Genomic DNA, 15,375 nt, shown 5'->3' on the forward strand with positions numbered 1-15,375 from the left:
GATACCAATCATCCTTTCCTATTGGAGAGGATGATTGATTAATTTGCTGCGGAAAGGTTTTTAACCTCCTCGTTATTATATAAGGCTGGAACTGGGGTGTAATTAACACCTACCCTTAATGCCTTTAATCCGGTTACGCCTTGTAACTCTTCCAGTTCCAGTTGTTCCAGATCGTCGTTAAGGATATTTTGTTCCCGCAGGTATTTAATGTATTCCAGGTATTCGGCGGCTTCAGCCTGGCTAAAATATACCATGGCTATCTTATCGGGCTGGGTAAGGCGTTCAACCGTGCCAGCAATCAATACTTTGTCTATACGTTTTTTAACTACTTCATACCTGATGTTATAAGCGCCTTCTACATCAAAACGGCGTTCATCATTCCTGAAACTGATATCTATTGGGTTTGAATGGATAAATATTAGTTGTGTGGTCAACAACGGGCGCGAGATCTGGTCTATCAGCCCATGCGTTAACCTTGTTACTTCGGCCATCGATCGTAATTGCCACAAACGAATATTCTTTAAGTACAACACATCAAATACCCGCGTTGGCGCTATGGATTGACCTATGTATATATCGTACTCTACACCATCAGTCCTGAATTTTTCAAAATAGCACGGGAAGGAGTTTTGCACATCATCCTGTACCTGCTCAAAATAATGGTTAATGGATGTATTTATCAGCTGCATACTCGCCTCCAGATTGCGACGGTTGGCAAATGAGAGTCCTGTTTCTTCTGATAGTGCATCAAAGTACTTGTCGATTACAGCCTTTTCGTTGGGGTAATTTCTTCGGAAATGGTTGAGGAATGGGTTTACTTCCTCCAGTAAAAAACCATCCAGCAATAATTCGTCGTTGGTTGTAATAAAGCCATTTACCTTTTTTAGCCACTCTTCGCATTTGTAAATGAGGCGGTCGGTAAGGTCAAGATGGATGTGTTGCTTTAAAACTATCAGCGTATCCATAATGGTAGATAGCAAGGCCTTTAGATCATCCTGCAGGGCTGTGTTACGCTCAATGGTGGAATTACGGATATCTATAGCGCCGAACAACGGATAAACATTATCAAAAACAACTGTTTGAATTTCCTGGTTCTTTTTCTTTTTGTTTGTCTTTTTAAGGTATTCCCAGGCAACTTCATTAAACTTCCATTGTACGGATGGCTGTAGTGATGTAAATTTATCCTTGATCACTGTTTCTATCCGCGAATCGAAATTATCGATGCTGTTTTGCAGCTGCTGGGCTATAAGCGGCATGGCAGCCTGTATTTTCGACAATAGCTTTTCGTAAAAGGTTATTTCCTCATATGAGTAAACTTCCATAATGCCGGCCATTTGCTTGTTGTAATACACCGGAAAAATACCATAGGACTTTATACCCGATTGCCTCAAAACATTCAGGAACGGATGTTTTGTGATCTTTTCATCAGTAAGCGAGCGGAAAAAGATGGGCTTGGGGTCCTTCTTATAATCGGCAGCAACCGAGTAAAATGTTTCCTCGGCCATACTAAATTGCTTTGCCGATGTAATAAGTACGCTTTGCGAACATTCATCGGTATCAAATATCAACTTATCATTAATGGTAAGGAAAGGCAATAAGCCAAACTCAATTGCCGGGTTTTCTGATAATGTTTTTAACGAATCAATGGTATGGCGGTATTGATCTGCTTCATTGTTGGAGTGGTTAACCAGCTCGTTCCTGATGTTCTCCAAAGCGTGCTGGAGCGTTACATCGGTTAAGGTGATTACAGAAAATCCTTCGAACCTGAAGTTTGACAGCGGCAGCATTTCTTCCAGCAGATCTATCCCTTCATAATCATTAAGATAAGGCTCAATATTTTCGAAGGTAAGCTTCGGCAGCTCGCCAAATACTTTTATGTTGATGAACTGGGTATTGGTTTGAATGTTATAATACCTGGACAGATGGGTTTCCGGATCGCTATAGGAATACAATAGTTCATTCTTCACCATTGGGGAAAAACCATAAAACCTTTCCAGTATCAAATTGTAAATAAAGCGCTTCTGCCGCTGATCAAATAATTCTGTATCAGTAACATCGGCTGCATGCAAACCGGAATGATGACTTGAATGGAAATCAAAAAAAGCTTCGGTACTAAAAAAAATCTTCTCGGGAACGGGGGTACTCAGCGCCCAAAAAAACTCTTTTTCGTTTAGGATAGGTGGCGTAAGTATACTGTATATGAGTTCCAGCATATCCCGGTATTTCTCGGCATTATCCGGATTCAGGTTAAGATCTATACAGGTATCGTGCTCAAACTTGTTGAGTACATATTTGTAAAATTCAGATTTAAGGGTCTTTTCGGTTAGTATACGTTCCTTTAAATGGTCTACAAAGGGATTAAATGACAGGCATGAGTCTACCTGGCATATAAAACAATTGTCTTTATTTATATTTAGTACTTCTGTATGCATTTCGCGTTTAACTATCCCCCTTTTTAAAACCTGAATGCTGTTGAAAGATAAGGGTACCATCCTTCTTCAGAGTGACCGGCCACTATTTTTATAACAGCCAGTTTTGCCGGTGCCACGTAAAAACCGCCGCCTGTGCCATTATGCCATTTATCAGAGTGCTCGCCCTTTTCCCAAACGCGACCAACATCATAAAAGCCTAAGATACCAATTTGGCCGGGTACAATATAACTTGCAAAATCTGTAAGCTTTATACGCAGTTCCAGGTTATTGTATAAACTGTACTGCCCGGCAAAACGATAAAGCCTGTAACCTAATAAATTATCCTGCCCTCCTAAAAATAAAGATTGATAGAAAGCGGTTTTGCCAGCAGTAACACCACCACCCACTCTATCGACAAGTACAATGGAGCCTTTGGTGTTCAGGCTTTGGTATAATGCAGCTTCAGGAATAAGTTGTGCAAATGTGTTTGAATTACTGTTTAATCCGGTATAACCCTGTAGTTTAACATTTATGTAAATTCCTGATGATGGCAGTATCTTATTGTTACGCTTGTCGGCTGTAAAATTCATAAGTATGCCGGCAAATACTTTTCGTTTGTCAAAGGTATAACTATCAGAGCCGTTTGTAAGTAATGGATTTGTAATTAAACGACCTTTATTATCCTCATCATCAAGACTATAATATTGAAATGACGGACCGATGTTAAATTTTGTGCCACCTTTTTTTGAAACCCAGCTCAAAGCCGGATCAAACTGTATGGTATTAAACCTTGCCCGGTAAAAGGTTTTGTAATCTCCGGTTTTATCAAACACGGTTTCATTACCACGGCCAAAGAAGTTAAGATTACCGGGTATATTGGCCTGAAACTGCATCAGGAAATTTGCTTTGCCAACGGCCTGTATCCATTCACCTTCGTATTTAAGCTTGAAAGCTTTGGTGCTAAATGAATGGCTTAAAAACACGGTTTGCACATCATTGTACGGCAGTTTACGGAAACCCTTTTGGTGAATATATTTAAATCCCAATCCAAGCAAAACGCCTTCATCGGGGTTTATCTCAATATTGGCCAGCGGCATAGTAGTGCTTAAGAGGTTAACCCTTAAGAATGATATATTAGCGCTATCGGCCGAGATATGTTTACGTACGTTTGAGCTATCGCCGGTTATGGTTAACTTTTTACCACGATCATACAGTTGCACTGTATTGCGCGATTTTATAATATTATAATTTTTAGTACCTGTACTATCAATAAAGCGAAGTTTGATTGGCGATGTGGCATTGTTTAAAACCACCTTATCATCGCCACCTGCTACATACAAGCGGATCTCCTTGGTGATATCGGCGCTGTAATTTATGTTCATCAGCGTGTCTTTAACCTCGCCGTTTTTATTGATCTTGTTAATGGTGATGTTAAGGCCATTATTGGGGATATCCTTAATATTTACCAATTCATTTTTATTACTTGTGTAGATATCTATAATTTCATTTGCAAACTTGTAATAGTAATCCATAGCGGCAGGAATGTTATCCCTGCGCTCCTTTAATTGTTTAAACAGCACATCATGCCGCAGTTTATATGATGAGGTGGGTAAACGCCTTAAACCGGCTTCTAAAACCTCATCAGTTTCGGCGGCTACAAATTCTTTAACTATCCTTGTCCACTGGTCATAATTGTACTGCATAGCCGGGAAACGGTTCATGAACATGGTTTTCCAGATAGAATACCTGATATCAAGTATCTTACCGCCAAATCCCTGTAAATTGGGTGCCAGCCATTCCCTTGCCGCAATATAAGGTAATACGCCCTGGTTAGTGTAAACAACCTGGTCACGATCCCGCGGAACACCGGTATAAAAAGCGCCCCTGTTGGTTTTATCATTTTTCCATCGCCATTGGTCACTGTGCCTGTCCCAGTCGCCTAAAAGCAGGTCAAGTAAGCGTGCGCGTAAAAATGCTTCGCCATCAACGGTATTGTCATTATCCTTTATCAGCTTTTCAATCATTTCTGTCGAATTATCTGATTTTCCGGTGGGTTCGCGTTCTTCCAGTAAAACCACCTTATTATCAAAGATCTGGTTAAACTCCCCTAATTTTTCATCGGGCGACATTACACCAATTATAGGGTTGGCATGAGGCACGCGGGCGGCATCAGCCAGCGGCGGAACAATAAGGGCCGAGAACGGGTGCTGCGCGCTCATGGCATCATTTACCCAATCTTTTGCAAACGTTTCCTGAAACTCTTCGGGCAATATTTTCTCCGGGCTTTTTTCTACGCTACGGATCACCCATTGCTTACCGTTTTTATCTTCCAGCCGGAGTGAATGCGTTTGAAAACCACCGCCTATTTTCAGCGGTGTTAAGCCACCATGTATCTCGGAGATCCTGATCACCGGTAATTTGGTATCTGCGGCCCACTCTTCGCGGTAGTTTTCGCCAAAAAGCCACCTGTGGAAGCCACTTTTATTATTGTATGAAGGATGTACCTTAACAACTACACTATCGCCAGTAATTGGTGTCAGCTTTTGAGCCGATACCGACAATCCTCCTAATAACAAGGTAACAAGCAGGGGTAATTTTTTAATCATGATATGTAGGTATTAGTAGAAGTATTGCTGATGCTACTTAATTTTATAATTGAATTTTAATACGTTACCGGGCGATACTTTGTCGCCCTCGTTTGATATATACAAGTTATGCTGATTATCAAAGGCTATCCCCTCCGGCTGATTAAATAAACCCGGATTAAGCGGGTAAACTGTTTTAACCTTCCAATCGGCATCGGCCACCACCAGCATTTTATTGGATGATGACAGTATATACCACTCGTTGGTAACCGTATTTTTTGTTAACGCCGATGGGTGGAACGAGATCCTTTTTTTATCGGTAATTTTTTCTATCTCCTTTACGTTGATGCTAAAACCGCCAGATTGTTTCACGGTACCATCGGCTTGTAACGCCAAAACATAAACACTGCTGGTTTTGGTGGTGCGATCATCTGCGCAGTGTTTACAAAGTACATAAAGTAACCCTGTTTTTTCATCGGCATAAAGGCCTTCGTATTCACCGGCTGGTAAAATGTCCTGCAGCTTTTTAACGTTTGCTATTTCTGGTTTCTTAACCTCGGTAAACGGAAAAGTAAACAATACGCCATCACTGCGCAGCAAAATTACTTGGTTACGGCAAATGGCAATATCCTCATAGTCGCCTTTTTTACCAAATTTGCTGGTGTTAACTTGTTTATCGCCCAATTTAAAGCTGTATACATTGCCATCTTCGTCTTGTTCGGCAAATATCATATCGGGTTTGCCCTGGTAAAAAGCAATGCCCGATATTTCTGTAAGGGCATCGGGCATGTTATATTTTACAGGCTTAGTGAGGTCATACCCTTTAGGACTAACATCTTCATTGCTTTCTACCTTTTGCGCGCATGAGATCACTGAAAGAATACCCACCGAAATAGATAATACCGTAATGCAGCGAATTGCCTGATACATAGCTTTATTTGTTTTAAACCGTTTCATAGGCTTTATGCTGTAAAAGTTTATAAATTTCGTTTTGTGACTGCACCAAGGGCTCCACAGGTTGAATGCTGATATTTTGCAGTTGTTCATTTAGCATTACTGCCTGTACATTATCTTTTAACAGGATATCGATAAGCTCCATAACTTCCGCTTTGATCTGCTGATCGTACACCGGGTAACATACTTCAACCCGACGGTAAATATTGCGGTTCATCCAGTCGGCCGAGCCCATGAAAACCTCTGGTTTACCATTGTTATGGAATATAAAAACACGCCCATGTTCCAGGTAGCGGTCTACAATACGTTTAACGGTGATATTCTCGCTCATGCCCTTTACGCCGGGGATGATGCAGCAAATACTACGTACGATAAGGGATATTTTTACACCGGCCTGTGATGCCTCGTATAGTTTCGCTATCAGGGTTCGTTCTTCAAGGTTATTCAGCTTTATGGTGATAGTTGCGGGTAAGCCTCGTTTTATGTTTGCTATTTCACGGTCTATCAGTTCAATAAACCTGTCCTGTAAGTTAAACTGTGCTACCAGCAGGTGTTTAAAATCAATAGGATACCCGGCAGATGATTTCACTCTTTTAGCCAGGAAAATGAACAGCAGTTCTACTTCGCGCAGCAATAAAGGGTTTGCCGTCATTAAAATATGATCGGTGTAAAATGCCGCGGTGCTTTCGTTAAAATTGCCGGTAGCCAACAACCCGGCATACTTGGCGCGGCCATCAATGTGTCTTTTTACGAGGGCTACTTTGGCGTGTACCTTTAAAGCTTTATCGCTGTAAATAACATCTACGCCGGCGGCCTTCATTTTCTTTGCCCATTTAACGTTGTTGGCCTCATCAAAGCGGGCTTTAAGCTCCACCATTACCCGCACTTTTTTACCATTATTGGCAGCGCTGATGAGCGCGTTAACAATGCGCGAGTCGCTGGCTACACGGTAAAGCGTAACAGATATTTCCTCTACTGTTACATCAATAGCAGCCTCATTAAAAAAACGAAGAATGGGATTATAGGATTGGTACGGTGCATGAAAAATGCAATCCTGTTTGGCAATGTAATCCAGCAGCGATTCATCAGCATTTAATTTACAGCTAATTATTGGCTGCCAGCGGGTATAACGTAAGCCGGGGCTATTAACGGGCAGCGCCATTAAATCTTTTAGGTTATGGTACACGCCACCCTCAACCACACTGGAATCCAGCAAACCAAACTTTTCCATTACGTAATGCAGTGTACGCAACGGGATGCCAGGCTGGTGTAAAAAACGGGTAGCTATACCCATATCACGCTTTAACAGCTGTTTTTCTATCTGTTCAGATAAGTCGCCATGAAATTCATCTTTAAGGTCAAGTTCGGCATCGCGGGTGATCTTAAAACTGTAACAGCCACTTATTTCTTCGCTTTTAAATACTTTGTTGAGATTATGCCGCAGGATATCATCCAGGAAAACAATGTATTGCTGTTCATCGGCGGTAACGCTGTAAAACCTCGGCAACTGGTTTGATGGGATATTGAGGATAACGTTACGCTCCTTGTTTTCTTTTGAAACTAAAGTGATCAAAAAATAGAGCCGGTTATTTTCCGGGAAAAACTTTTTAGCGGTTTCGGCTAAATCAACAGGCTGCAAAAATGCCATAACCTGGCTGTAAAAGTAATCGCTTACTTTATCGGCAACTGCTGCAGGTAACGGCGTATTAAACAGTAGCGTAACCCCGTTTTGTTTTAACAGGGGAATAAGCTTGCCTGTAAAGATCTGCCCGAATTTTTGTAAGTGGTGTGCTATCAGTTCCTGCGCTTCCAGTAAAACATCGGCTTTTTGATTATGTCCTTTATCGGCCAGGTTATGCAGTGCTAGCAAAACCGGCATCCGCACCCGGTAAAATTCATCAAGGTTGGATGAGTATATCGATAGGAAATTCACCCTTTCCATTTCAGGAATATCTTCTTTGGCGGCTTCTAACAAAATGCGCTCGTTAAAAAGCAGCCAGCTCAGGTCCCGGTCAAAAAATGAGTACTGATCCATAGTAGCAAATAATATATTGAGCGATTTTAACTGTCGCTTATAGTAAAGATGAAACAATAAAAGCCCCTACCGAAACAATAAGGCCGAACATAAAGATGTTGTACGATGCTCTCAGCAGGCGATATTTTTTACCCAGTACCACGCCTTGCGAATAGTTATCGCGAATTAAGCTGCCGTATAAAAATTCCTTATCGTCCATCATTTTTATCATCCCACCGGCATATTCATCGAAGGACATGCGGTAAAAATTACCAAAGAACAGTAGGTTAACCGTTTTCTTTTCAATATCCTCATGTGTAAACAAACCTTGCGGTATGGATGGCCGTGTAGCCAGTATAGAAAACGTCATGGTAAGCAAGCTTACCGTTAACAGCATAAACGTAGGGATGAGCAGGTTTGAATGTTCATCGAGCTTACGCAACACCAAACTAATAATGGCCGATAAGATAATAGAGTTCACGGTGATCATAATATGGGCTTTATTATCGGCCATATCACTTAAACGCTGATGATTGCTTGAGCTAATACGAAACATAGTTTCGATACCGCGTTCAGGCTTGTCGTTTTTATCGCTCTTGTGCTTTTTATCGTGCTTATCATGATCTTCGTTATCGTCATTTGCTTCGGCAGCCTTGGCTTCCGGAGATTCTGTTACTTCGGTTTCTTCTTTCACGTCGGCTTGTTTTTCGATGAGTTTATCCAGGTTTTTTTGCTGCTTATCATTTAGCAGCAAGCGGCAATAATCGGTAAAATACTGGTGCGACCGGAGCATTTCGATATTCATGGTACGCCATTCGTCCTTGTCGATTTCCTTGTGCTTCACGGCTTCAATTTCTTTCCGCAACAGTTTGCTCTTATCTTTAAAATCATCTGTGCCTAAATGGAAAAGATCGGCATCGCATAAAATTTGCTCCAATAAATTAGTGGGGTTCTGGGGCATTCTTGTTGCCAGTATGCAGGTACCCACTTTTGTTATAATAGCTTCATCAACCTTTTGTTGTTTCAAAAAGTGATCTGCAATGCCAACGCTTTTGTGTTCGTGGTCGGCCTTATCCGTATAGTAACCTGTGTCATGGAACCAGGCTGCGGCTATCACCACAAAAAAATCCTCGTCGCTTAGTTGATAATGGTTGGCTATCTGGGTGGTAGCGGCAACAACATCTTTAGTATGCTTAAGATTATGGTATACCAGCTCGGCATCATGATGCGAATCAAAATAGGATAACGTATATTTTTTAACCTTCTCTAATAGCTGTTGAAATTTCATTGGTGATTTTGTAATTATGTAACCAAATTTATTCTAAAATTCCCGATTTACCGCTTGTTTACAGTCAATTCATTAATAATTGCCTTAAATTTATCATAAGCAAGCTTGCAATAAGCTTTGATTGAATTATGGTATAATCCCATATTTGTAAGCTCTGGTCATTTGTTTGCCAATAAACAAACGCTATACCGATATGTAATAGTTTAATTATAAGTGAATTACGTAATGGTGATGCAAAGCCAAAAACGATATATCGCCATTAAACGGACTAATCACGAAATATCATAAACTTCAGTTACTGCTTATCTTCCTTATGCGCATCGGGTCCCTCGTAGCTGTAATTGTATGGTGGGTACGGAACTATGAAAGTGTGCTCTACGCGCGATGAACGTTTAAAATAAGGAATCCATATGGCAGAAACAATTATTGCTCTTATAAAAATTGGCAGACTGGTATTGGCAGCTACTTTATTATTAAAAGTTAAACCTGCAAAATAGTCTACAGCAAAAAACACGATGGCAAAAGCAAAATAAATAATGATTGTTTTGGGCAATATATCACGCTTCTTCAATAAAAGAATGAAACAAAATGTAGCGAAACACATTAAAATAGTGTAGCCTAAAGTTTCATATACTAACAGAAATTTCAAATTAAACTCATGCTTGCTTGAGGCGTACATATTCCACAACTTTATTGAAAAATAACCTTTTTCAATAAGCACCACTCCTGAATTTAGCGCAGTTAAACATAATCCAATAGCAACAAATATCAGCCACCCACCTATCGGCGTAAATGAAGTACCGTAACTAAAAACTATAGCTGGCGTTTCAATTTGGTAAATGTAAACACCCAGAAAAATAAATCCGATAACTATCAATAATGCAGATATTATTAAAATGCCATTTACATTGGTCGGTCCCGAATCTTCATTGCCAGCATTGGGATTGTAGGAAAAGCTATAAGCCAGGCCATCGTCATTCAATTTCTTGATATCGGCTTTAAACTCGGCCAGTTTATTTACAGGTACATTATCTTTTAAATACCTGAGGCTGTAAGCGAGCGACAATGTATCGCCGGATGCGGTATAATGCGATGCGAAGTGGTAGTAATCTCTATCCAGAGCATTGTTCTTTTCTGTAATATCCCAACCTCCCGGCAATAGCACCCGTATGGTATAATCTATATTAAGCGGATAGCTGATGGATACCGGCGCTTTTGTTCGCCAGCTTATTGATGGGAGTTGCTGCGATATGTAATTGGCATACAGATCAACCATGTATTTATTGGTGGCCGAGTCTTTTTTGAAGTAGCTGTTGATAATATAGGTTTCGGTAGTGGTTAGTACGTTTTTATCCTGATCATCAATTACGGTGATGGAATCTTTGGGCTCTATCTTTGAATAGATCTTACCGTAATATTCAAGATAGTTCTTCTCCGTTTCGGCCATCCCCGATGAAGCCAGCCTGCTGCGGATATCATCGGCCTCGTTAAGCGTGTAAGTGGTTTTTACTGTAAAGGTAACCGGCGATTTTTCATCTATTATTTTGTAAGTATCCTCATAAAATATTTTACCCGTTTTCGATGGCGGGATGGTTGTAAGCGCATTGTTTCCCGCTTTTAATATCAATCCCCTGCCGTAATCGGGGAAATAAATATCTGCACCTTTACCACCCTGGTAATCAATTGTAGCATCCACCCATACCTGTTTCCCGTTTACGTTGGCTGTTACAACCGCATGGTCAAAGGCGTGGTAAGTGGGAATATATTCGGCAATATGTGCCCTGATTGACGAGTTAACCAGCACCATCGAAGCATCTATCCCATCGGCTTTAAGCATTGATACCAGCAGTAATGATTTATCTTTACAATCGCCATAGCGTTGTTTAAATACCTTTTCGGGATTATTAGCCCTGTGCGAGTACGGCCCTATTTCAATCCCCATATACCGCACCTCGTCCTGAACGGTTTTTACGGCTTCCCTAAAGTATTTTTCCTTGTCTGCACCGGCTTTGGCTTTTAATTTAGCAATGCGTTCGCCAAGTTCGCCTTTAATATTTATGGCTGTTGGATTAATGTTTAGGGCCCAGTTAACAACCTCTGCCCAATCGTTATATTCGCTTATCTGGATGTAGGGTTTGGTATTATACCAATCTGGCTGGCCATCTTCATCGCGTGCAGGCGGTATTTGAAAACCTTCGTATTCGTACCTCTTTAAACCATTGGTGTCGGTTATGGTGGCTTTGGGTACGTTGTTATAGTTTTTGATATTCAGCTTTCGTTGCGATGAAGTAATAAGCACAGTATACTGATGTGCAATGGGGTAATACCATTGAAAATAAACCTCATCGCAATATTTGCCATTAAAGATGGGGTTGCGACCAGTCAGTGTGTACGAATACTCAATTTTATCGCCTTTGCGGATATCATCCAGGATGCAAAGCGCCGAATAACTGCCCTGGTAAATAAAGTTGGACAGATCCTGCTCATCGGCAATTACTTTAAATTTAGACGTGTTGAGTCTGTTTAGCGGTTTGCCATCGCGCCAGATGGTGATATCATGAAAATCGAGCCTTTCAAAACTTGGATCAAAACCAACGGAGATCTGCGAAGCGTTCTGGATGCCGGTTTCTGATACTATTTCTTTTATAACGTGGTGATAGTCTGCCTGCTTTTCAACCTGGATCTGTTCTTCTATAAGTGTATAAAAAAAGCCTTTTTCAATGGTGCGGGCAGATGGTCTTTTATCGTATACTTTGCAAACACTTAACCAGGTTGGCTTGGCCGATACATGAACTACCGGCGTCCCTCCTTTTGCACCTTGGCTATTGAATAATAACAGTAGACAAACAGATAACGAATAATATATTTTAAAAAGCTTTTGCATACCGGCTATGAAAATAAATAAAGAACATGAGTTTTTCTTATTTATTTAATATTCGCGTAAAAACAAAAAAAGCCACCTCAGTAATTGAAGTGGCTTTTGAAATGCAGAAAACTGCATTGAAGATTTATTGCTGTGCGCCCAATACAGGAGCAAACTTTTTCATATAATCTTTTAATTGTGCATCTACTTTGTTATAAATAGCTGTTTGGTTTGCGTTTTTGGTAAACTCGGCCAGACCATTTAATAGTTGGAAACCAATTTGCACATCGCGCATAGCTAAGCCGCCGCTGTTTGTGCTTAATAAATGATAGTTGTAATCAAGCTGATCGGTTACATAGCTGTCAATACTGTTGGCCAGTTTGGTGCCTAATACCACATCATGCAATTCAAAGGCAAGCTGTGCCATGAATAATTTACGACCTGCAACATCAATGTAAGGCGTTATATCCGGCATTTCCTGATCGTATTTATGTAAAACTTTCAGGGCTAAATCACTATGACCTTCATTCATTAAGCTTTGAGCCAAATCAATAAAAGTAGTGGTCATTACCGGGTAAAACATTGATGTAGATTCATGATCAAGGTATCGGGCATTTTTGAAATTGCCAAATTTAAACTTTGTCATAACGTTGTTGTACATCACCATTGTATTTGTTTTACTCAACTGATCGCGCAGCGAAGTATCTTTTTTCAATGGCATTAAATGATAAGTAAAACCTTCCTTGTACAAGTATGGCTGTAAGCCTATCAGGTTTTCGTTACCAATAGTGGTAGTAAAGCAGATAGGCCTTTTCCAGTTGTTATGGGCCAGCATATCTAAAATAGCCAGGTTTTCTTTAGTAACATAATTAGGCGGGAATCTCCAGTCCATAATATCAGCTATTTTAGCTTGCTGATCTGCAGGTACTACACCATTCTTAATTACATCATCGCGGTTAATGGTAATTTTAAGATTTTTGGTTGGCAGGTAGTTACCGTAGTCGCCGCTTTGGTATTGTACCATTGTTTGTTTATCATCTGATGAAATGAAGTCAAAAACCTCTTTAACTTCCTGCGGACCGGCCAATTTTTGGTCATTGTAGTAAATTACATCACGGGTACCTTCCTTATATTTATCATAAGGCATGGTGATAGGCAATGGTTGCGATTCGTTCATTTTACCCTGCATCTGGCGGATATACCAATCGCCGGTGAAAAGGCTAAGATTTACAATGCGTACATCTGGTCTTATACCTTCAACCTCCTGATCGTACCATAACGAGTAAGTATCGTTATCGCCATAAGTAAACAAAATGGCGTTTGGCGGGCACGATATAAGATAGTTGTAAGCCATGTCATGCGCAGTCCATTTTGTTGAACGGTCATGATTTTTCCACTCTTTGCTGGCTAACAATACCGGTGCAAGTAACAAGCAAATGGCTGTAGCGCCAAAGCCGGCAATTTTAGGACTTATGAATTTACGCGCGGTTTCGGCAATAGCGATAACGCTTAACCCAATCCAGATAGCGAAGGCGTAGAATGAGCCTACATAGGAATAATCCCGCTCCCTGGGTTGTATGGAGGGTTGGTTTACATAAAGTACAATGGCCAGGCCCGTAAAGAAAAATAACAGTAATACTATCAGTGCATCCCTGTCTTTACGGCTGAAATGATATACAGCACCTATTAATCCTAAAACCAAAGGGAGGAAATACAAAGGTGTATAAGTTGTACCATTTGTTACCGATTTTGGAATGTGTTTTGAACCATCAAAGATCCCTGATGTCCAGTTACCGTCGATACCTTCAGTGCTGGCCTGTCCGTCGGCGTCATTGTAGCGGCCAACAAAATTCCATAAAAAGTAGCGCCAGTACATCTGGTACATTTGCCAGCTTGCCATCCATTTCAGGTTATCGGCAAAAGTTGGTGCCTGCCCTTCGGGAATTTTTAGCCAATCTTTATAAAACTGAACATCCTGTGCATCTGTACTGTACATACGCGGCAAAATGGTTGTGTGATCGTACTTGGTTTCAATTTTACGACCGGCATTCTCATACTTGGTTTTTCCTTTACGATAGATGATACTGCCTTCGGTTTGGTCGATAGGTTTTGCATCATAATACTGACCGCTCAGTAACGGGTTTTCGCCATACTGAATACGGTTTAAGTAGCCGTAAAGTGTAAAAGCATTATCCGGGTGAGAATTATTCAGATCGGGATTAGCAGTAGCTCTGATAGGGATATATGCAAATGAGCCATAACCGAAATAAATAAAGGCAACACACAAAAGTATGAGGTTTAGCACCGGCTTTTTAGCGCGGATACTATATAATATACCGGCTACTAATGCTGCAATTATTATTACTATAAAGAAAAACGCCCCTGTCCCAAAACTAAGGCCAAGTGTGTTTACAAAGAAAAGATCAAAATAAGCGGCAAACTTTATAGTGTAGCCCCTAATACCGTATTGTACAAGACCCAGGATAACAATACCTGCCAGCACGGCAAGAATACCATTTTTAACAGTAATATTTTTGCTTCTGCGGAAGAAGTAAACCGTTGCTATAGCCGGTATGGTTAACAGGTTAAGCAGGTGTATACCTATTGATAAACCAATTACGTAGGCTATAAAAACCAGCCATTTGTCAGCTCCGGGTTCATCGGCATGGGCATCCCATTTTAATATGGCCCAAAAAACAATAGCAGTACATAATGACGATAATGCAAATACGATGGTTTCAACAGCCGAAAACCAAAAGGTATCGGTATAGGTAAACGCTAATGCACCAACCAATCCTGCACCCATTATAACAATGAGGTTTGATTGTTCAACAACATCATCGCGTTTGCTAAGCAACAACTTTTTGGCTAATGCGGTTATCGTCCAAAACAGGAACATAATAGTTGCACCACTGGCAATTGCCGAACCCATGTTGGTAAAATAAGGCACCTTTGTTTTGTCGCCTAAAGAAAGCAACGAAAACAGTTTACCCAGCATGGCAAATACGGGGTAACCGGGTTGGTGGGCCACCTGCAAACGGTAGGCACATGAAATAAATTCACCGCAATCCCAAAAACTTACGGATGGCTCTAAGGTTAAAATGTAGGTAACAGAAGCTATAACAAAGCAAAGCCAGCCTAAAAGGTTATTGATTTTTTTGTACTGCATTTATAATAGTAATAGATTTTTCGCGCGGGCAAATATCATGATTTTTATAACTTATTTAAAAAAAACCACTTCACGATTTCAAATTTAACAA

At 40.6% G+C, this 15,375-nt stretch carries 7 protein-coding genes; all 7 read right to left on the reverse strand.

The window, feature by feature from the left end; genetic code table 11:
- Window positions 1-38: 38 nt before the first annotated feature.
- Window positions 39-2,432: a GAF domain-containing protein gene (locus tag BLS59_RS01140; RefSeq protein ID WP_143014030.1), complete on the reverse strand. Its 2,394-nt coding sequence runs from the start codon at window positions 2,430-2,432 to the stop codon at window positions 39-41.
- 23 nt (window positions 2,433-2,455) lie between these two features.
- Window positions 2,456-5,017: a BamA/TamA family outer membrane protein gene (locus BLS59_RS01145; RefSeq protein ID WP_091142857.1), complete on the reverse strand. Its 2,562-nt coding sequence runs from the start codon at window positions 5,015-5,017 to the stop codon at window positions 2,456-2,458.
- A 33-nt stretch (window positions 5,018-5,050) separates the two neighbouring features.
- On the reverse strand, window positions 5,051-5,926 hold the full coding sequence (locus BLS59_RS01150) for an SdiA-regulated domain-containing protein (RefSeq protein WP_091144961.1): 876 nt from the start codon (window positions 5,924-5,926) through the stop codon (window positions 5,051-5,053).
- Between the two features lie 13 nt (window positions 5,927-5,939).
- The gene (ppk1, locus tag BLS59_RS01155) at window positions 5,940-7,985 is read right to left on the reverse strand and encodes a polyphosphate kinase 1 (RefSeq protein WP_091142861.1); all 2,046 of its coding nucleotides are present in this window, start codon (window positions 7,983-7,985) and stop codon (window positions 5,940-5,942) included.
- Window positions 7,986-8,022: 37 nt separating this feature from the next.
- Window positions 8,023-9,252 (reverse strand): Pycsar system effector family protein, encoded by a 1,230-nt coding sequence (locus BLS59_RS01160; protein ID WP_091142865.1) that lies wholly within the window; start codon window positions 9,250-9,252, stop codon window positions 8,023-8,025.
- Window positions 9,253-9,547: 295 nt separating this feature from the next.
- Window positions 9,548-12,136 carry a DUF3857 domain-containing protein gene (locus tag BLS59_RS01165; RefSeq protein ID WP_091142868.1) on the reverse strand — a complete coding sequence of 863 codons (2,589 nt, stop codon included), beginning with the start codon at window positions 12,134-12,136 and terminating at the stop codon, window positions 9,548-9,550.
- A 124-nt stretch (window positions 12,137-12,260) separates the two neighbouring features.
- Window positions 12,261-15,284, reverse strand: a complete 3,024-nt coding sequence (locus BLS59_RS01170; protein WP_091142872.1) for a glycosyltransferase family 117 protein — start codon at window positions 15,282-15,284, stop codon at window positions 12,261-12,263.
- Window positions 15,285-15,375 lie beyond the last annotated feature (91 nt).

Source organism: Mucilaginibacter pineti (assembly GCF_900101875.1).
GTDB lineage: Bacteria > Bacteroidota > Bacteroidia > Sphingobacteriales > Sphingobacteriaceae > Mucilaginibacter > Mucilaginibacter pineti.